The sequence below is a fragment of the Streptomyces uncialis genome, assembly GCF_036250755.1.
In the GTDB taxonomy this organism is placed as follows: Bacteria; Actinomycetota; Actinomycetes; order Streptomycetales; family Streptomycetaceae; genus Streptomyces; species Streptomyces uncialis.
This window is the reverse complement of the sequence record NZ_CP109583.1, coordinates 5,845,980-5,865,000: the sequence shown is the minus strand read 5'-3', so window position 1 is coordinate 5,865,000 and position 19,021 is coordinate 5,845,980. Positions and strand designations below refer to the sequence as shown.

Below are 19,021 nucleotides of genomic sequence, written 5' to 3'. Positions count from 1 at the left end.
CCAGGGCGGCACGGCCCTCCTCCGCGAGGGCGGCGCGGCGGGTGCGTGGGCCCGGGTCGATGACCGTCCAGCCCAGGCGCAGTCCCGTGCCGGCCGCGACGAACACCGCGGTCAGTTCCAGGAGGCCGTGCGGAAGGATCAGGCCGAGGAACACGTCGAGCCGGTCGGCCGAGGACATCAGACCGATACCGACGCCGATGTTGAGCATGTTCTGGAAGAGGATCCAGATCACCGGCAGGCACAGGAAGGCCCCCAGGATCAGACAGAGCGCCGCTGCCTGGGCGTTGTTCGTCCAGACCTGGGCCGCGAAGGACGCCGCCGGGTTGCTGGAGTAGTACGTCTCGTACTCACCGCCGGGGCGGGTCAGCTCACGCAGTTCCGCCGGGGCGCCGATACCCGCCTGGACCTCCGGATGGGTGCCGATCCACCAGCCCAGGAGCACCGCGACCAGGGTGGAGAGCACGGCGGTGGGGACCCACCAGCGACGGCTGCGGTAGACGGCGGCCGGGAATCCGTGGGTGAGGAAGCGGGTCACGTCCCGCCAGGACGCCCTCCGGGTGCCGGTGACGGCACTGCGCGCGCGGGCCACGAGCTGGGTGAGGCGGCCGATCAGCTGCGGGTCGGGGGCGGTGGAGCGGATCTGGGAGAGATGGGTGGCGGTGCGCTGGTAGAGGGCGACGAGTTCGTCGGCCTCGGCGCCGCTGAGCTGGCGCTGTCTGCGGAGCAGGGCGTCCAGGCGGTCCCATTCCGCCCGGTGGGCGGACACGAAGACGTCGAGGTCCATCGGTTCGGCTGCTCCTCGGGCTCGTCCGTACTGCGGCGACGCGTTTCAGCTTGGCAGACTGGCTGTGCCCGGGGCAGGCCAGGGCGGAGGAGGGATGACGATCGTGAGTGATCTGGTGACGGGCGAAGCGGTGGCGCTGGAGCTGCGGCCCGCGAAGCTGCCGAGCCGCGCCCTGGCCGTGGTGATCGACCTTGCCGCGGCGTTCGCGGTCTACTTCCTGGTGATGACGGGCCTGATAGCGGCCACCGCCTCGCTGGACGAGGCGGCCCTGGCGGCGATCACCGTGGCGACGTTCCTGCTGGTGCTGGTGGGGATACCCATAGCCGTCGAGACCCTGACCCACGGGCGTTCGCTGGGGAAGCTGGCGTGCGGGCTGCGGGTGGTGCGGGACGACGGCGGGCCGATCCGGTTCCGGCACGCGCTGGTGCGCGGCGGGATGGGGATGATCGAGATCCTGCTGACGTTCGGGACGGTGGCGAGCATCGCGTCGCTGGTGTCCGAGCGGGGGCGCAGGCTCGGGGATGTGTTCGGGGGGACCCTCGTCGTACGGGAACGGGTGCCGGGTGGGCGCGGTGGGTTCGTTCCCGCGCCGCCTCCGTGGCTCGCCGGGCGGTTCTCGGGGCTGGATCTGTCGGGGGTGCCGGACGAGCTGTGGCTGGCGGTGCGGCAGTACCTGACGCGGATGTCCCAGCTCGATCCGCAGGTCGGGTCGGCGATGGCGCGGCGGCTCGCGGGCGAGCTGGCCGGGCGGACGGGGGCGGACGTGCCGCCGGGGGTGCCGCCGGCCGCGTTCCTGGCGGCCGTGGTGCACGAGCGGCAGACGCGTGACGCGCGCCGTGCGTTCGCCGGGGGCGGCGGGGCCGCCGGGTGGGGGGCGGGGGCGGTTGCCGGGTATCCGGGACCTGGGTACGCGGGGTCCGGGTATCCGGGCGGGCCCGCGTATCCCGGTGGGCCTGGCCGTCCCGGTGGGGCCGGGTATCCCGGCGGCGGTGAGCCGTCGGTCGGTGGGGCCGGCGGGGCCGGGGCTTTCGTGGCGCCCGGGGGGTTCGTGCCGCCTGGGGCGCCGGGGCCCGCGTCCGGGGTGCCGGGCGGGCCGGGTGCGGGCGCTGCCGCCGCTCCGGGGGGTTCCGCCGGTTCCGGTGCGGTGCGGGAGCCGGGGGGCGAGGGGCGTCGGGCCACGGGGTTCGCGCCGCCTTCGTGATGCCGTACCGGTGATCTCTCCCGTGCCCGTGGTGCCGTGCCCGTGGTCCTGTGGTCGTGGTCCGGTTCGTGAGGGGGCGGCCGGTCAGTCGAAGACGGACGGCGGGGTCTCCAGGTTCTCCAGCTCGATGCCGGGGGCGGAGAGGACGACGTCGCCGCTGAGGTGGACGCTGTGCTGTTCGCCGGTGTCCAGGGCGGTGACCTGGTACTCGTCCACGGTCAGGGGGGCGTTGTCAGTGGTGTGTGTTTGTCTGTTCACCAGGGCCCAGGACTGGTCGACGGTGCGGGGTGCGAGGACCGGGTCGGTGAAGGCGACCAGGCGTACCCGGGTGGCGGTGGTGTCCGGGGTGAGGCGCAGCAGTCGGGCGGTGGCGATCAGGAAGGCGGGGGATGTGCCGGTGAAGGCGTGGGCGGGGACGTTGCCTTCGGTGGCGTGGGTTCCGGTGGGGTCGGTGCGTACCCAGGTGACGCCGTCGATGGCGGCGCCGCGTACCTGCCAGCTCGCGGCGTTGAGTTCGAGGCGGATGGGGCGGCCGAGTTCGTCGAGTGCGAGGTCGACGGAGCCGGAGTGGTCGCCGGTGGGGTCGACGCGTTGGGAGACGTAGCGCCAGCCGGAGGGGCCGGGGGCGCAGTGGAAGTGTTCTTCGCCGAGGGGGGTGTGGTCGTGCGGGTCGTGGAGCGAGTAGTGGCCGCGGGGCATCGGGGTCCTCGGTCGTTCTGATCTCCGGTCGCGGGGTGTGCCGCTGTTCCGGTGGGGCGCGGTGGCCGTGTGGCGGGTGTGCCGGTCCGGGTGGTCGGGGCCGGTGGGCAAGGGGCAGGCCCCCGGCACGGGGGTGCGGGGGCCTGCCTTGGTCCTGCCGGTGTGCTGCTGGTTCCGCGGGGGCGGATCAGTAGCGGTAGTGGTCCGGCTTGTAGGGGCCGGCGACGTCGACGCCGATGTAGGCGGCCTGCTCGGGGCGCAGGGTCGTGAGCTTCACGCCGAGTGCGTCGAGGTGGAGCCGGGCGACCTTCTCGTCCAGGTGCTTGGGCAGGGTGTAGACGTCGGTGGGGTACTCGTCGGGCTTGGTGAACAGCTCGATCTGGGCCAGGGTCTGGTCCGCGAACGAGTTGGACATGACGAACGACGGGTGTCCGGTGGCGTTGCCGAGGTTCAGCAGGCGGCCCTCGGAGAGCACGATGAGGACCTTGCCGTCGGGGAACGTCCAGGTGTGGACCTGGGGCTTGACCTCGTCCTTGACGATGCCGGGGATCTTGGCGAGGCCGGCCATGTCGATCTCGTTGTCGAAGTGGCCGATGTTGCCGACGATCGCCTGGTGCTTCATCTTGGCCATGTCGGCGGCCATGATGATGTCCTTGTTGCCGGTGGTGGTGATGAAGATGTCGGCCTTGTCGATGACGTCGTCGAGCGTCGTGACCTGGTAGCCGTCCATCGCCGCCTGGAGCGCGCAGATCGGGTCGATCTCGGTGATGATCACGCGGGCGCCCTGGCCGCGGAGCGATTCGGCGGAGCCCTTGCCGACGTCGCCGTAGCCGCAGACGACGACGGTCTTGCCGCCGATGAGGACGTCGGTGGCGCGGTTGATGCCGTCGATCAGGGAGTGGCGGCAGCCGTACTTGTTGTCGAACTTCGACTTGGTGACGGCGTCGTTGACGTTGATCGCCGGGAACATCAGGCTGCCGTCGCGGTGCATCTCGTACAGGCGGTGGACGCCGGTGGTGGTCTCCTCGGTGACGCCGCGGATCTCGGAGGCGAGCCGCGTCCACTTCTGGGGGCTCTCGGCGAGGGTGCGGGTGAGGAGTTCGAGGGTGACGCGGTGCTCGTCGGACTCGGCGGTGTCGAGGGCGGGGACCTTGCCGTCGCGCTCGTACTCGACGCCCTTGTGGACGAGGACGGTGGCGTCGCCGCCGTCGTCGAGGATCATGTTGGGGCCGCCGGTGGGGCTGTTCGGCCAGGTCAGGGCCTGCTCGGTGCACCACCAGTACTCCTGGAGCGTCTCGCCCTTCCAGGCGAAGACGGGGACGCCGCGCGGGTCCTCGGGGGTGCCGTCGGGGCCGACGGCGATCGCGGCGGCGGCGTGGTCCTGGGTGGAGAAGATGTTGCAGGAGGCCCAGCGGACCTCGGCGCCGAGGGCGACGAGGGTCTCGATGAGGACGGCGGTCTGCACGGTCATGTGCAGGGAGCCGGTGACGCGGGCGCCGGCGAGCGGCCGGCGCTCGGCGTATTCGCGGCGGATCGCCATGAGGCCGGGCATCTCGTGCTCGGCCAGGGTGATCTCCTTGCGCCCGAAGGCGGCGAGGGAGAGATCGGCGACCTTGAAGTCCTGTCGGTTGTCGACAGTGGTCATAGGGAGCTGCTCCTCGTGATGGGTCGAGGTGGGGTCGGCTGGTCTGCGCGGTGGCGGGCGGGCACAGGAATGCCCGGTCGTGGTGCGCAGCGCAGTCCGTCGGAGGCCCTCTCTCCCTCGGTGGGCCCGGCGTGCGGGCCGCCCGACCGCCATCAGCAGCGACGTCTGGCTCTGCTGACGAATCTAACACCGGTGGGTGGCCGGGCCCCAGGGGGCGTGGTGCGGACGGTCCGGTTCCGGCCGTTGTGGTGGCGGGTCGGGCGGGGCGCGGTGTCAGGGGGCGGCGGGTGGGGCGAGGGGGCCGCCGGGGGTGGCTTCGGGGTCGGCTCCCTTGGCCGCTTCGGTGTCGCTGTAGACGTCGGGTTCGAGGTAGATGACGCGGGCGATGGGGCAGGCGTCGCGTACGCGGGTCTCGGCGGCGTCGATGGCGGCGGCGACCTGGGCGGCGGTGTTGTCGTGCTGGACGCCGATCTTGGCGGCGACGAGGAGTTCCTCGGGGCCGAGGTGGAGGGTCCGCATGTGGATGAGGCGGGTGACGGTGACGCCGTCGACGAGGGCGGTCTCGATCTTCTTGATGTCGTCGGTGCCGGCGGCTTCGCCGAGGAGGAGGGATTTGGTCTCGGCGGCGAGGACGAGGGCGATGAGGATCAGCAGGACGCCGATGCAGAGGGTGCCGATGCCGTCCCAGAGGCCGTCGCCGGTGGCGAGGGCGAGGGAGACGCCCGCGAGGGCGAGGAAGAGGCCGACGAGTGCGCCGAGGTCCTCCAGGAGGACGACGGGGAGTTCGGGGGCCTTGGCGCGGCGGACGAACTCCTTCCAGGAGAGGGAGCCGCGGACGGCGTTGGACTCCTGGATGGCGGTGCGGAAGGAGATGGTCTCGGCGATGATCGCGAAGACGAGGACGCCGACGGGCCAGTACCAGTTCTCGATGGCGTGGGGGTGCTTGATCTTCTCGTAGCCCTCGTAGATGGCGAACATGCCGCCGACGGAGAAGAGCACGATGGAGACGAGGAAGGCGTAGATGTAGCGCTCGCGGCCGTAGCCGAAGGGGTGTTGCGGGGTGGCCTCGCGTTTGGCCTTGCGTCCGCCGAGGAGGAGCAGGCCCTGGTTGCCGGAGTCGGCCATGGAGTGGACGCTCTCGGCGAGCATGGACGAGGAGCCGCTGAAGAGGAACGCGACGAATTTCGCGACCGCGATCGCGAGGTTGGCGACGAGGGCCGCCACGATCGCCTTGGTTCCGCCTGACGCACTCATGTGTACGTGGTGTCCCTTCGCCTGGTGCGGCGCTCTGGGGCCGACGCCTGTCGGGTGCCGGTACCCGTGTGTGTACTGAGGGTGACGGTGCCGGTGTTGCGGGTGGTACGGGTTGCGGTGGAGTCGTGCACAGAGGCGGGATCGTACGGGTACGGACGCGGGTTGCGTACCCCCCGCGTCGTGCCGATCACTCGTTCGTGGCCGTACGGGTCGGTGTGGCGGGGGGTGCCGTGGGCGTGGCGGGGGGCGCGGTCAGATCACCACGGTGGCGCGGAAGACGGTTCCGGCGCCGGTCAGCCGGGTCTTCTCACCGGCCGGGACGAAGACGGACGCGCCGGGGGGGAGGGTCTCGTCGGGTCCTTCGCCGTGCAGGGTGACGGTGCCGGCGGTGCACATGACGATCTGCGGGGTGTCGGCGGTGAGGGTGGCGGGGACGGCGCCCTCGGGGTGGACGAGGCGGGAGAGCCGGAACTCGTCGATGGGGGTGTCGTAGACCTCTTCGCCGTCGGGGGACGCCTCGGGGCGCAGGATGCCGGGGTCGGCGGCCTCGAAGCGGACGACGCGCAGGAGTTCGGGGACGTCGATGTGCTTGGGGGTGAGGCCGCAGCGCAGGACGTTGTCGGAGTTGGCCATGATCTCGACGCCGAGGCCCTGGAGGTAGGTGTGCGGGACGCCCGCGCCGAGGAACAGCGCTTCGCCGGGCTGGAGCCGTACGTGGTGCAGGAGCATCGCGGCCAGTACGCCCGGGTCGCCGGGGTAGTGGTGGGCGAGGGACGCGTAGGCGGCGTAGGCGGAGGCGGGGCCCGGGGCGGGGGTGCCGGACGTGCCGCCGGTCGCGCTGCCGGTGGGGTTGCCGGTGGCGGGGTCCTCGTAGCGGGCGAGGCGGTCGCAGGCCTGGGCCGCCTCGGCGACCGTGGCCGCGATCTCGGCGCGGTCGGCGGTGAGGAACGCGGTGAGGGCCTCGCGCAGGGCGGCCTCGGGCGGGTGGGCGCGCAGCATGTCGGCGTACGGCTTGAGGGAGTCCACGCCGAGGCGGGTCAGCAGATCGGCGGTGGCGGTGGGTTCGCGGAAGCCGCACAGGCCCTCGAAGGGGGTGAGCGCGCAGATCAGCTCGGGTTTGTGGTTGGCGTCCTTGTAGGTGCGGTGCGGGGCGTCGAGGGGGATGCGGAGCCGGTCCTCGCGGGCGTGTCCCCGCTGGGCCTGGGGCAGGTCGGGGTGGACCTGGAGGGAGACCGGGGCGCCCGCGGCGAGGATCTTGAGGAGGAACGGCAGCCGGGGTCCGAACCGCTCCACGGCGGGGGTGCCGAGGGTGCCCCGGGGGTCGGCGTCGATGACGTCGGCGAGGGTGCCGCGCGCGGTGCGGGAGGGGGCGCCGGGGTGGGCGCCCATCCACATCTCGGCCTGTGGTTCGCCGGTGGGTTCCGTACCGAGGAGTCGCGGGATGGCGGTGACGGAGCCCCAGGCGTAGGGGCGGATGGTGTTGTCGAGGCGGTCCATGGCGATCTCCTTCTTCGTACGGGTACGGCGGTGGGTGCCCCGCGCGCGGGTTCCATGCGGACCGCCGGCATGGTGCGGCGGCGCGGGGCGGGCCCGGGGCGGGGCCCCGGGGTCAAGGTCAGGCCCTCGAAGCGAGCGCCAGGTAAACGGCGGCGAAATCCGTGACGGCGATCAGTTCGGCGAGGTTCTCCAGTGGGCCGCCGGGGTCGCCCGTACCGGGGTCGGGTTCGAGTTCGCTGAGGGCGGTGTCGTGGCCGAGGGCGAGTTCCCGGGCGGCGGGGGCGGCGCTGAGGCCGCCGGTGGGGCGGTCGCGCAGCAGGACGACCCGGGCGCGCAGGGCCTGGGCCTCCTCGACGCGGTCGCGGAAGAAGTCGTCGGGGTTCGCGCCCGCGGCGAGTCCGCCGACGAGGAGGGCGCCGTGCGCGGGCAGGGCCTCGGGGAGTTCCGCGGGGAGGGCGGGGCGGCCGGCGAGTTCGCCGATGGCGGCGGCGAAGCGGCGGCCGACGGGTCCGGCGGCGGGGCCCTCGGTCCAGATCAGCGGCAGGGACTCCGCGAGTTCGGAGGCGAGGGTCTTGGCCGCGTTGGTGTAGGTGGCGACGGCGGGGCCGCAGCGTTCGGCGGTGCGGTCGAGGCGGTCCGCGACCAGTTCGAGGGTGGCGGCGGGCGCGTCGATGAGTCCGGTGCGGTCGAGGAGCAGCAGCAGCGGGGTGAGCAGGGCCCACAGGGCGCCGGGCGCGGACGCCGCTTCGGGTTCGTCCTGTTCGTAGGGGGCGGTGGCCATCGGCAGGCTCAGCCCGTGCGCCGCGCCGACGGCTTCGGCGACCGGGGTCCGGGCGGGGGCGACGGCGACGACCGTGCAGCCCCGCCGGTACGCCTGTTCGGCGAGCTGCGCGAGTCCGGGTTCGGTGCCGTCCGGGGTCGCGATCAGCAGCAGGTCGACGGGTCCGGCCCAGCCGGGCAGGGTCCAGCGCAGGGCTCCGGCGACGGGGGCGACCCCGGTGGGCCGGAGCGGGACGACGGGGCACGCGGCGCCCGCGAGGGTGCCGAGGATGTCGGCGGCGCAGGTAGCGGCGGCGCCGGGGCCGGCCATGAGGACGGCGCGGGGGCGGCCGTCCGGGGTGAGCGCGCTGACGCCTGCCTCGGCTGCGTGCCGGGCGGCGGTGCGGACGCGGGCACCGGCCTCGGCGGCGCCCCGGAGCAGTCCGCGCCGGTCGGCCGTGGCGAGTGCCTCGGGCTCGTCCAGCAGCGATTCGTCGAGCATGGGAGCGGCCTCCGATTCGCTGTGCGGTTGTGTTCGCTGAGCGGTGGTACGGGCGGGGCCCCGAGGGGCGGGTGCGGTGCGGGTGCGGGGCTGGCGGGGTGCTGCTGCGGTGCGGGTGCGGGGTTGGGGTGGTGCGGGACGGTCGGGTGCCGGGTGTGGGTGCGGCGGCCCGGGTGCCGTGGCGTGCGGTGCGGTGGGCGGCGTGGCGGTGGGCCGGGCGGGGGCGTGGTGCCGTTCCTTGGCCGGGTCCGGTACCGATCGGCGTGGTGCCGTCCTGAGCCGGTCCGGTACCGGTCGGCGTGGGTACCGGTCCTGCGCCGGTCCGGAGCCGGTCCGGTACGGGTCGGCGCTGGGCCGGGGTCCGTGCGGCGGGTGGTCCCGGTGGCGGGCGGTGGGTGCGCGGGACCGGCGGGCGGCCGGGGTGCGGTGGCGGGGATCGCCTGTCGGCGGCCGGACGGTCGCCGGAGTGGGCCCCGGGTGGGAGGCGCCCGGTGGTACGGGCGTCGCCGTCGGCGCCGGTCGGGGTGTGCCGTGCCGTCGCCACCTGCCGTCGCCGGACCTCGGGCGGGCCGGGTCCGGTACCGCGCCGGGTGCCCTTACGCGGGGCGGCGGGCCTCGTCGACGAGGAGTACGGGGATGCCGTCGCGGACGGGGTAGGCCAGGCCGCAGTCCCCGCCGGTGCAGATCAGCTCCGCCTCCGTCTCCTCCAGGGGGGCGTGGCAGGCCGGGCAGGCCAGGATCTCCAGGAGACCGGCTTCGAGCGGCATGTCGGTGGTTCCTTCCGGTGGCGGGCGCGGGGGGTCGGGTCCGCGGCCTGGTCAGCGTACCGCTGTGCCCCGGCCGTCGCGGGACGTGCGGGGTCCCGATCGCGGCGGTTTCCCGATACCCGCGCGGTGTCCTCGCCCTTGCCCTCGGCCGGGCGGGATCGGCGGCGACGGGCGGACCGCGGGTGCGGCGGGTACCGCACTGCGGAACAGGGACCGCCGGGTACCGGAAGTGGTGGCCTTCCGGTACCCGGCGGGGTGGGGCGAGGTGAGCGGGGCGCCCGGTGCCGTACGTCCGGTGCGGGGGCCCGCGTTCGTCGGCTCAGCCGCGGATGATCTCCAGGACCTCGTCGCGGACCTTGGCCATCGTGGGCTGCTCGCGGGCCTCTGCGTTGAGCCGGAGCAGGGGTTCGGTGTTGGAGGGACGGACGTTGAACCACCAGTCGGCGGCGCTGACCGTCAGGCCGTCGAGTTCGTCGATGGTGACGCCCTCGCGGCCCTGGTACGCCGACTTCACGGCGGCGAGCCGGGCGGTCTGGTCGTCCACGGTGGAGTTGATCTCGCCGGAGCCCGCGTAGCGGTCGTACTGGGCGACCAGCGCGGACAGCGTGCCGTCCTGCCCGCCGAGGGCGGCGAGGACATGGAGCGCGGCGAGCATGCCCGTGTCGGCGTTCCAGAAGTCACGGAAGTAGTAGTGCGCGGAGTGCTCGCCGCCGAAGATCGCCCCGGTGGTGGCCATCTCCTGCTTGATGAAGGAGTGACCGACGCGGGTACGGACGGGGGTGCCGCCGTTCTCCCGGACGACCTCGGGGACGGACCACGAGGTGATCAGGTTGTGGATGACGACGCCCTTGCCGCCGTGCTTGGCCAGCTCGCGGGAGGCGACCAGCGCGGTGATCGCGGACGGGGAGACCGGGTCGCCGTTCTCGTCGACGACGAAACAGCGGTCGGCGTCACCGTCGAAGGCGATGCCCAGATCGGCGCGCTCCTCGCGGACGCGGGCCTGGAGATCCACGATGTTCTTCGGGTCAAGGGGGTTGGCCTCGTGGTTGGGGAAGGTGCCGTCCAGCTCGAAGTACATCGGCACCAGGTCGAGGGGCAGGCCCTCGAAGACGGTGGGCACGGTGTGACCGCCCATGCCGTTGCCCGCGTCGACCACGACCTTGAGGGGGCGGATCGTGGCGAGGTCGACCAGGGAACGCAGGTACGCCGCATAGTCGTTCAACGTGTCACGCTGAGTGATGGTCCCCGCGGTCCCGGCGGGCTCGGGGACGCTGCCCCCGGCCGCCGACCAGCGCTCGACGAGGGCGCGGATGTCGGCCAGGCCGGTGTCCTGGCCGACCGGGGCGGCTCCGGCGCGGCACATCTTGATGCCGTTGTACTGGGCCGGGTTGTGCGACGCGGTGAACATCGCGCCGGGCAGGTCGAAGTCGCCTGACGCGTAGTAGAGCTGGTCGGTGGAGCAGAGGCCGATCTCGGTGACGTCCACGCCGCGGGCCGCGGCGCCGCGGGCGAAGGCGCGGGACAGGCCCGGGGACGAGGGCCGCATGTCGTGCCCGGTCACGATCGCCTCGGCGCCGGTCACCTCTGCGAAGGCCGCGCCGAACAGTTCGGCGAGCGATTCGTCCCACTGGTCGGGGACCACCCCGCGGACGTCGTACGCCTTCACGATCTGCGACAGATCTACAGCCACGGCCAACCCTCCTGGAGGTCTTCTTGGGCCCCCAAAGTACCCGTCTTCGATTCCCCCACCAGGCGCCTTCGCTTGCGCCACCGGGTTTTCGGTCCCTTCCCGGTCGCCCCTCGCCCTCGCTTGCGCGCCCGAGGTCCCCTGCGCTGGGCGTACTTGTTCCCGTGCGGGTCGTTCGTGGGTGCGCAGTTCCCCGCAGGTCGCCTTCGCTTGCGCTTCCGAGGTTTCCTGTGCTGGACGTACTTGTTCCCGCGCCGTCGCTCGTGTGGTGCGCAGTTCCCCGCGCCCCTGGGTCTGTCCGGCTGAGCGAACTTGTTCCTGTGCCGTCGTTCGGTGGGTGCGCAGTTCCCCGCGCCCCTTTGGGGGCGCCTCTTGCGGTTCCCGTTCGGGTGCGGGTGGTCCTTGGTTGCTCGCGCAGTTCCCCGCGCCCCTGGGTCTGTCCGGCTGGGCGTACTTGTTCCTGGGCCGTCGTTCGGTGGGTGCGCAGTTCCCCGCGCCCCTTTGGGGGCGCCTCTTGCGGTTCCCGTTCGGGTGCGGGTGGTCCTTGGTTGCTCGCGCAGTTCCCCGCGCCCCTGGGTCTGTCCGGCTGGACGTACTTGTTCCCGTGCCGTCGCTCGGTGGGTGCGCAGTTCCTCGCGCCCCTTTGGGGGCGCCCGGCTGGGGCTGTTCTCAGGCTGGGGCTGTTCTCAGGCTGCGGGTGGGGTCAGGCTGCGGGCCGGCGTCGACCGAGGCCGGGGTTCAACCACCCTTCTCGCGCAGTCGCAGGACTCACGTAAGGGGGTGGGCGGGAATCTCTGCCCGCAGACTCCGATGCTCTCCAGTCGGGTCACCGGACGTCGTACCGAGCGCGTTGGAGCGAGGACGGAGAATCCCGACCGGCACCGACCCGAAGAACCGACCGGACGCGCCCCAAAGGGGCGCGGGGAACTGCGCGAAACCACCGAACGACGGCACAGGAACGAAGTGCGTCCAGCAGGACAGACCTGGGAAGCGCAAGCGAAGGCGACCCGCAGGGAACCGCGAAACCCACGAGCGACGGCACAGGAACGAAGTACGCCCAGCACAAGGGACCCAGGCGCCGCGCGACGACGAAGTGTCAGTTGTCCGGGGAGCGGAGGACCCGCAGGTGGCCGCGGCGGCCCGACTCCACGGGGTAGCCGGGGGTACGGGAACCGGTGCCCCCCGCCTCCGCCGCCCGCTCCTGCGGCCGCGCCGCCTCACGCACGGCATTGGCGAGCGCTTCGAGATCGTCCCCACTGGGCCGCGCCGGCCCACTGGCCTCCGCGAGGCGGACGACCTCCCACCCACGGGGCGCCGTGAGCCGCTCGGAGTGCTCGGCGCACAAGTCGTAACAGTGGGGTTCGGCGTAGGTGGCGAGCGGGCCGAGGACCGCGGTCGAGTCGGCGTAGACGTACGTCAGCGTCGCGACGGCGGGACGGCCGCAAGCGGTGCGCGAACAGCGACGTACAGGGCTCACGATGTTGGACGGTACCGCACTCTTGAGCGGGCCGCGACGACGCCTCCGCACGTCACTCCACCGTGTCGTGGCGTGAACCTGACGCCCCGGCTTTCCGGTATTGGCCCCCCGACCTGGGATGTCCCCCTGGCCGCCCCCTGGTCGGAAGGTCACGAGGGGTCGGGAGCGGCCACCTCTGGGGGGAATTTCCCTGTTGTGCCACATGATCGACGGCTCGCGACATGATCATCATTGATCAGAATCTTGGCTTGAATAGTCAACAAGTGACATGGCGTACACCTGTGCGCGCAAGCCTCCGCGCGGGCGGTACGAGGGCGGTACGCGGGCGGTGACAGGCGGGCGGCGGGTGCCCGTGGACGGGGCCGGTCCGGACACCGGCGGTGACGGAGGCCCCGGAGGGCGCCGGGGGACTACGCTTCCTCGGTGATGGACAACCCCGTGCCCCCCACGCCAGCGCCCCGCGGCCCGCGCCGCCGCGACCGCCACGGCAGGGGCATGCGCGGTCCGGTGGCCCCACCGCAGGTGCCGCTGGCGGCCAGCCGGGCGGAACTGTTCACGGATCTCGTGCAGGACTCGGTGGAGCGGCTGGAGCGGCGCTGGCCGCAGCTGTCCGACATCGACTTCCTGGTCCTGGAGGTGCCCCGGCTGGACCCCCCGGACGGCGCGGCGGACGAGGAGCCCGTACCGCTGGGCGGTGTGGTCACGGCGAAGGAGGGGCGCCGCGCGCGGGTGGTGATCTACCGGCGGCCGGTGGAGATCCGCAGCAAGGGGCGCGACGAGCGGGCGGCGCTGGTGCACGAGGTCGTGGTGGAGCAGGTCGCGGAGCTGCTCGGGCTCACGCCGGAGGCCGTCGACCCGCACTACGACGACGACTGACCGGCTCGGCGGACCCACCCCGACCGACCTCGACCGTCCGGCCCCGGCGGACCGGTGGCCGACCGCCCGGTGGGCCGGTCACCGGGCGGGGGCCGTCACTCCGTGTGCCCTCACTCCGTGTGCGCTCACTCCTGGAGGACCGACAGGTCTTCCTCCGTCTTCGGGACGGAGACCGTGCCCCGGTCGTCGGAGAAGGTCTGGACGGTGAACATGGGGATGCCGTCGTCGGGGATCTCCAGGGTGCGCGCGGCGTGCACCGGGCCCCCGGAGAGCGTCTCGACGGTGAGCGCGTAGGAGCCCTTGAGGCCCTTGGGCGCGGGCGGTTCGACGAGGAGGGTGGCGCCCTTCCTGACGGTGTACGTCTTGGTGGCCGGTGTGCCGCCCTCGCTGCCCGCCGACGCGGTGACCCTGACCTTCGCGGAGGCGCCGGGTGCGACGAGGGACAGCGAGGTGCCCTCGGCGCGGTTGTCGGGGACCGTCGCGCGGTCGCCGATCGCGGGGGTCGCGGGGATGTACGCGGTCTCCCGGTCGGCGCCCTTGCCGCGGACGACCTGGAGGGCGGCGACGACCGGCGAAGAGCCGCGGGTGGGGGTGAGCAGCAGGGACCCCGCCTCGCCCTTGGTGATGTCCCCGAGGTCGACGGCGGCCGTCATCCCGGCCTTGACGTGGAGGGTCTCGTTGCCGACGGGGGTGATGGGGCCGGTCGGGGAGGCGAGGCGGACCGCGAGGTCGGCGTCGTCGCCGGGGGCGAAGGCGATGAGGCGGGCCTCGGTGACGTCCTTGGGGATGCCGGGGAGGACCAGGGAGGCGGCGGGGTCGGCGGCGGGCGGCAGCCAGTCGGCGCCGCGGGCGGTGTCGGTGGCCTGGAGCGCGGCGGCGACGCGTCCGCTGCGGACCGTCACATGGGCCGTCAGATCGGGCTGCGGCCGGTCGGTGAGGGTGGACAGCAGCACGGGCACGCTCGCGCGCGGCTGTACCTGGATGTCCTCGCCGAGGGACGACTCCAGGGCGCCGTCCTCGCCGTACAGCTCGATGTCGACGACGGCCGCGGAGTCGTCCGGGTTGGTCAGGTGGATGTAGTCGGTGCGGTTCTTCGCGGTGCTGGCGCCGGGCAGCCAGAAGTCGGTGTCGGGGCCGGAGCAGAGCACCCCGAGGACGCCGCGTCCGGAGCCCGCGGAGACGGTGGTGGTCTGCTGGAGTGTCCAGCCGGGGGCGAGGTCGCCCCGGGCGGCGCCGATCCAGGCGGGGGTGCCGGCCCCGGAGTCCTCGCCGGTGACGGGGGTGCCGGGCTTCTTGGGTGTGAGGACGGGCTTCGCGTCCACCGGTTCGGCCTTGCCGGAGCCGGTGGACTCCTTCGCGGCGGGACTCAGTCGTGCCGAGCCGGAGCCGGGCGTACCGGTCGAGCGCGGGGTGTACGAGGTGTACGTGGTGTCGGCGAGTTCCGAGTTGCTGGGGGCGGGGCACAGCGCGCTGGAGCGTTCCACGGGCAGGCGGGTGGCGGCGGTCTCCCGGCCCGCGTCCGGCTCGTCGGGCGCGGACACCATGGCGAGGCCGGTGACGGCGGCGAGCGCGGCCGTCACGGCGATCAGGGACAGGGTGGGGCGGTTCACTGCTGGCTCCCGTCGGGGTGCTCGCTGTCGGTGCCGTGTGTCCGGCCCCGCTCGGGCTGACGCTGTCCGTACGCGGGGTCGTAGGGGGCATGGCCGCCGTCGTACCCGCCGGGGTCCTGGTACGGGGTGCCGTGCGGCTCCTGGGGGGTGCCGTGGCCGGGGTCGCCGTAGGGGGGCGCGGCGGGCGGGTACGGGGCGTAGCCGCCGTCCTGTGCGGTGCCCTGGTAGGGGTCCTGCTGGTACTGCTCGTGGCCGCCGTCCGGGTAGGCGCCCTGGTAGGGGTCCTGGGGGGTGTGCCGGCCGGGGACGGCGGCGTGCGGGTAGCCGGCCGGGTCCTGCTGGGCGTAGGGGTCGGTGGTGGTGGCCGGGGTGTCCCAGCCGCCGTGGTCGGGCTGCGGGGGGACGGGGGCGGCCGGGGGCGCGGGGGCCGGGTGTCCGGGGGTGTCCGGGCCGGGGGTGCCGTCGGGGCCGCCGGTGGAGCCGTCGGCGGGCCGGGCGCGCAGACGGCGGGCGCGGCGGCCCTCGGTGGGCTGCGGCTCGGTGGGCGCCGGGGGCTGTGCCTCGTCGGGCAGGTCGTCGTCGACGGTGCGGCGGCGGCCGGGCAGGGCGAGGACGACGAGGACGACGGCGAGGGCGCCCTGGGTCCACTTCCACACGGTGTGCGTGGTCGGGGGTTCGTAGGTGACGGCGAGGCGTCCGCCGGTGGCGGGCAGGGTGAAGCCCTGGGCCCAGCCGTCGACGGTGGTGCGGGTGAGGGGCTTGCCGTCCAGGGTGGCGGTCCAGCCGGGGTCGGCGGTGTCGGCGAGGCGCAGGACGCGGCCTTCGGGTCCGGCGGGGATCGTGGCACGCACGTCGACGGGTCCGGCGGCGACCGGCTGGGGGTCGCCGCTCCTGGGGACGATCACCGCGCGGGCGACCTGCCGGTCGACGCGCCACAGGGCGCTGCCGTCCTGCTGGCTGAGCCTGGTGAGCCCGGGGGTGGTGTCGAGGACGCGGCTCATCGCGCGTGGGGTGCCGTCCTGGACGAGGACGTAGCGGACGGCGAAGCCGCCGAGTTCGTCGGCCTGGTCGGCGCCCGATCCGGCGACGAGGTTCGCGACGACCTCGTCGAGCCGGGGGCCCGCGGGGCCGTCGGCGGCCACGTCGGCGTCACCGAGGCGGACACCGGAGCCGCGGACCAGGGTGTAGGCCACGCGCGCGGGTGACTCGCCGTCGAGGACGAGGGTGCGTGCCTGGTCCTGGGTGCCGCTCTCCTCGGCGACGAAGGCGGGGACCTGGACGGCGTCACGGCGGGCGAGGGGGTCGTCGGCGCCGCGGATCATCCAGCCGGCGGCGGACAGGACGGTGCCCGCGGCGGCGGCGAGGGCGATGAGGGCGGCGACCGGCTGGCGCCAGCCGAAGCTCTGTTCGGCGACGCGGTGCCGGGCGCCGTCGGCGCCGAGGAGGGCCGCGGCGAGGAGGGCGATGCCGTGGACGAGGGTCGCGGGTCCGGCCCACGCGGAGCCGTTGGAGAGCGCGGCGAGGGTGAGGGCGGCCAGCGAGACCGTCCAGGCGGTGAGTACGGCGACCCGGCGTTCGGTGCGCAGCAGGGCGGCCAGCGCGGCGAGGACGATGCCGCCGAGCAGCAGTCCGCCGACGGTGCCGGGGCCGCCCGGGGAGGCGCCGAGCAGGTCGAGGGCGGTGGCGGCGGGGCCGCCGCGGTGGTCGAGTCCGGCTTCCTGGAAGAAGGCGTCGGGCGCGTCGGAGAACAGCGTCAGGGACCAGGGCGCGAGGACCAGCACCGGGGTGCCGAGGGCGGCCAGGACGCGCGGTCCGTACGCGACGAGGTCGCGGCGGCGGACGGCGAGCAGGACGACGCCCAGGAGCAGGGCGAGGGGCCAGACGACCGGGGTGAAGGCGGTGGTGACGGTCAGCAGCAGTGCGAGGGTCCAGGTGGCGCGCCAGCTGCCGCGCGCGGTGGAGGTGCCCGGGAGGGCGAGTCCGCTCGCGGAGACCGCGGCACGCGCCATCAGGGGCAGCAGGACGGCGAGGACGGCGGTGCCGATCCGGCCGCCCGCGACGGCTCCGGTGACGGCGGGCAGGAACGCGTAGGCGATGGCGCCCCACGCGCGCAGCAGGCGTGACATGACGAGCGGCCGGGACGCGAAGTAGGCGGCGACACCGGCGAGGGGCACCGAGCCCACGAGGAGGACGGTGACGGCCGGTCCGGTGGAGCCGAACAGCAGGCTCGCGAGCATGGCGACGAGCGCGAGGTAGGGCGGGGCGGACTGGGTGCCGCCGGTGCTGACGGGGTGCCAGGCGTCGGTGAAGCGGGCCCACAGGTCGGACGCCTCGGCGGGCGCGGGCAGCAGCGCGCCGCCCGCGAGGGCGCCGGGGCCGAGCAGGGCGCGGCAGGCGACGAGGGCGAACAGCAGCAGGACCGCGAAGAGGACGGGGCCGGGTTTGCGGCCGACGCGCTTGAGGCGGGCGAACTGCTCGACCTCCAGGAACTCGGCGTCGTCGTCGCCTGGGCCGGTCTCGACGGCGCCGTGCCGGCCGCCGGTGTCGGCCTCGTCGGAGCCGGCGAAGCTGCTGGTGACCTGTTCGACGGTGGCGCGGACGGTCGCGCCGGGCGGCGGGAACAGGGGACGCAGTTCGTTCTTGTCGGGCTTCGGCCGGCCGCGGGTGCGGCGGGCGGCGAGGACGCGGCCGGGGCGCAGCAGGGTCGCGGCGAGTCCGGTGATCTCGTTGAGGGCCTGTCCGGGGACCTTGCCGACGAGGTAGGCGAGGGTCCGCAGGACGGAGCCGACGACGAGCCTGACGAGGACCCAGGGCAGGGCGGCGCCGCGTGAGTTGACGAGGAGGGTGTAGGCGGCGCCCGCCTTGTCGACCTTGTGGGGCGGGGTGGCGGTACGGCCGACGCAGTCGACGGCGCGGCGTTCGCGGGAGGCGGCCTCGGCGTGCCGGACGACGGCCTCGGGGGCGACCAGGACGCGGTGGCCCGCGTTGTGGGCGCGCCAGCAGAGGTCGACGTCGTCGCGCATCAGGGGCAGTCGGCGGTCGAAGCCGCCGAGCTGTTCGTAGACGTCGCGGCGGATGAGCATGCCGGCGGTGGAGACGGACAGCACGGGGCGTACGTGGTCGTGCTGCCCCTGGTCCTGCTCGCGGCGGTCCAGGCCGGTCCAGCGGCGGCCGCTGTTGGCGATGGAGACGCCGACCTCCAGGAGCTGGCGGCGGTCGTACCAGCCGCGCAGCTTGGGGCCGACGACGGCCACGTCGTGTCCTAGTTCGCGTTCGTTCTCGACGACGCGCAGGAGGTGGGCGAGGGCGTCCGGCTCGGGTGCGCAGTCGTCGTGGAGGAGCCACAGCCACTGTTCGGGCTCGCCGTGCGGGAGTTCCGGCATGTCGTACGCGTCGTCGCGCCAGGTGCGGCTGACGGGGTCCCAGCCGCTGGGGCGCTTGAGGTACGGCAGGTCGTCCGTGGTGAGGACGGGCGCGGTGCGGACGGCTTCGTCGACGGCCTGGCCGAAGCCGGTGCGGCGGGCCAGATGCAGGACGCGGGAGGCGCCGAGGGCTTCGGTGACCAGTCGCGCGGAGTCGTCGGCGCTGCCGGTGTCGGCGGCGACGGCGTTCTGCACGGGGCGTTCCTGGCCGAGGAGTCCGGCGAGGGCGTCGGGCAGCCAGCGGGCGCCGTCGTGGGCGACGACGACCGCGGTGACGATGTGCCTCGGGTGCTCGGGAGCGCTGGTCGGGTCTGACAGCGCCGGGTGGGCCGCCGGGGTGCCGCCGGGCGCGGTGAAGTGCGCGGCGGCCGTGGTGGCGTAGTGGCCTGTCGGATGGCTGTGCACGGACATCGAGGTACGGGCCCCGGTTCGCTGGACGTGGTGGACAACGCACATCGCCCGGGCGCTGGGCCTCGGCGCTGTGTGGGGTGTCTTGGACGAGCGACCACACTAACCGCTGGGCGCCTGGCCGGTTGCCGCCTGTGGACAACCCTGGCCTTCGGGCTACGGGGTTCGCCCCTGAGGGTGTCCGTCCGTCCTCGGGTGCGGTGGGGCTGTTCTGTTGTGGGTGCGGCCGGGGTCCGCGTGGACCTCGGCGGGGGCCGTGCGGGGCGGCTCCGGGCGCCCGGGTGCGGGCCGGGTGGTTCGCCGGGTGGGCCGGTCGGGCGTGGTGGCACCGTGGTGCCGGCGTCCCGGTGGTGCGGTGTTACCGGTATGACCGGTGGTGCGCTGGTGAAGTGGTGCGCTGGTGAAGGGTGGTGCGTGGTGCTCGCCGTGGCGG

At 74.0% G+C, this 19,021-nt stretch carries 13 protein-coding genes (1 of these 13 running past the window's edge); 2 read left to right on the top strand and 11 right to left on the bottom strand.

Features of this window, described 5'->3' with window-relative positions; genetic code table 11:
- On the bottom strand, positions 1 to 784 hold the 5' portion of the coding sequence (locus tag OG711_RS24510; RefSeq protein ID WP_329560457.1) for a stage II sporulation protein M. Its footprint begins 224 nt before the window's first position; only the first 784 of its 1,008 coding nucleotides appear in the window; the start codon lies at positions 782 to 784; its stop codon lies beyond the left edge, outside the window.
- Positions 785 to 887: 103 nt separating this feature from the next.
- On the opposite strand from OG711_RS24510, the gene OG711_RS24505 reads away from it, so the two are divergent.
- The gene (locus OG711_RS24505; RefSeq protein ID WP_329563997.1) at positions 888 to 1,985 is read left to right on the top strand and encodes an RDD family protein; all 1,098 of its coding nucleotides are present in this window, start codon (positions 888 to 890) and stop codon (positions 1,983 to 1,985) included.
- An 84-nt stretch (positions 1,986 to 2,069) separates the two neighbouring features.
- On the opposite strand, the gene OG711_RS24500 is transcribed toward OG711_RS24505, so the two are convergent.
- The 8 genes from OG711_RS24500 to OG711_RS24465 form a co-directional block, all read right to left on the bottom strand.
- Positions 2,070 to 2,684 (bottom strand): hypothetical protein, encoded by a 615-nt coding sequence (locus tag OG711_RS24500; protein ID WP_329560455.1) that lies wholly within the window; start codon positions 2,682 to 2,684, stop codon positions 2,070 to 2,072.
- A gap of 187 nt (positions 2,685 to 2,871) precedes the next feature.
- A complete protein-coding gene (ahcY, locus tag OG711_RS24495; RefSeq protein ID WP_266516192.1) occupies positions 2,872 to 4,329 on the bottom strand; it encodes an adenosylhomocysteinase in 1,458 nt (485 codons plus the stop codon).
- A gap of 273 nt (positions 4,330 to 4,602) precedes the next feature.
- Positions 4,603 to 5,583: a cation diffusion facilitator family transporter gene (locus OG711_RS24490; RefSeq protein ID WP_266516194.1), complete on the bottom strand. Its 981-nt coding sequence runs from the start codon at positions 5,581 to 5,583 to the stop codon at positions 4,603 to 4,605.
- Positions 5,584 to 5,835: 252 nt separating this feature from the next.
- The gene (gene manA, locus OG711_RS24485) at positions 5,836 to 7,080 is read right to left on the bottom strand and encodes a mannose-6-phosphate isomerase, class I (protein ID WP_329560451.1); all 1,245 of its coding nucleotides are present in this window, start codon (positions 7,078 to 7,080) and stop codon (positions 5,836 to 5,838) included.
- Between the two features lie 118 nt (positions 7,081 to 7,198).
- Positions 7,199 to 8,341 (bottom strand): SIS domain-containing protein, encoded by a 1,143-nt coding sequence (locus OG711_RS24480; protein ID WP_073792750.1) that lies wholly within the window; start codon positions 8,339 to 8,341, stop codon positions 7,199 to 7,201.
- A 596-nt stretch (positions 8,342 to 8,937) separates the two neighbouring features.
- Entirely contained in the window at positions 8,938 to 9,108 is a 171-nt protein-coding gene (locus OG711_RS24475; RefSeq protein WP_073792751.1) for a Trm112 family protein, read from the bottom strand.
- A 319-nt stretch (positions 9,109 to 9,427) separates the two neighbouring features.
- Complete coding sequence (locus tag OG711_RS24470) at positions 9,428 to 10,798, bottom strand: phosphomannomutase/phosphoglucomutase (RefSeq protein ID WP_266516201.1); 1,371 nt, start codon at positions 10,796 to 10,798, stop codon at positions 9,428 to 9,430.
- Positions 10,799 to 11,891: 1,093 nt separating this feature from the next.
- Positions 11,892 to 12,323: a DUF3499 domain-containing protein gene (locus tag OG711_RS24465; RefSeq protein ID WP_073792753.1), complete on the bottom strand. Its 432-nt coding sequence runs from the start codon at positions 12,321 to 12,323 to the stop codon at positions 11,892 to 11,894.
- A 375-nt stretch (positions 12,324 to 12,698) separates the two neighbouring features.
- Between OG711_RS24465 and OG711_RS24460 the strand changes: the two genes are divergently transcribed.
- Positions 12,699 to 13,148, top strand: a complete 450-nt coding sequence (locus tag OG711_RS24460) for a metallopeptidase family protein (RefSeq protein WP_073792754.1) — start codon at positions 12,699 to 12,701, stop codon at positions 13,146 to 13,148.
- A 125-nt stretch (positions 13,149 to 13,273) separates the two neighbouring features.
- Here the strand turns inward: OG711_RS24460 and OG711_RS24455 are convergent, their stop codons facing one another.
- Complete coding sequence (locus OG711_RS24455; protein WP_329560445.1) at positions 13,274 to 14,758, bottom strand: DUF5719 family protein; 1,485 nt, start codon at positions 14,756 to 14,758, stop codon at positions 13,274 to 13,276.
- Positions 14,755 to 18,591: a glycosyltransferase family 2 protein gene (locus tag OG711_RS24450; RefSeq protein WP_329560442.1), complete on the bottom strand. Its 3,837-nt coding sequence runs from the start codon at positions 18,589 to 18,591 to the stop codon at positions 14,755 to 14,757. Before OG711_RS24450 ends, OG711_RS24455 begins: the two co-directional genes overlap by 4 nt.
- Between the last annotated feature and the right edge of the window lie 430 nt (positions 18,592 to 19,021).

What these genes read in the sequence shown, in the direction of transcription:
- OG711_RS24490 (WP_266516194.1), bottom strand. Translation starts at nt 5,583, where the DNA reads ATGAGTGCGTCAGGCGGAACCAAGGCGATCGTGGCGGCCCTCGTCGCC.
- ahcY (WP_266516192.1), bottom strand. Translation starts at nt 4,329, where the DNA reads ATGACCACTGTCGACAACCGACAGGACTTCAAGGTCGCCGATCTCTCC.
- OG711_RS24500 (WP_329560455.1), bottom strand. Translation starts at nt 2,684, where the DNA reads ATGCCCCGCGGCCACTACTCGCTCCACGACCCGCACGACCACACCCCC.
- manA (WP_329560451.1), bottom strand. Translation starts at nt 7,080, where the DNA reads ATGGACCGCCTCGACAACACCATCCGCCCCTACGCCTGGGGCTCCGTC.
- OG711_RS24450 (WP_329560442.1), bottom strand. Translation starts at nt 18,591, where the DNA reads ATGTCCGTGCACAGCCATCCGACAGGCCACTACGCCACCACGGCCGCC.
- OG711_RS24480 (WP_073792750.1), bottom strand. Translation starts at nt 8,341, where the DNA reads ATGCTCGACGAATCGCTGCTGGACGAGCCCGAGGCACTCGCCACGGCC.
- OG711_RS24460 (WP_073792754.1), top strand. Translation starts at nt 12,699, where the DNA reads ATGGACAACCCCGTGCCCCCCACGCCAGCGCCCCGCGGCCCGCGCCGC.
- OG711_RS24475 (WP_073792751.1), bottom strand. Translation starts at nt 9,108, where the DNA reads ATGCCGCTCGAAGCCGGTCTCCTGGAGATCCTGGCCTGCCCGGCCTGC.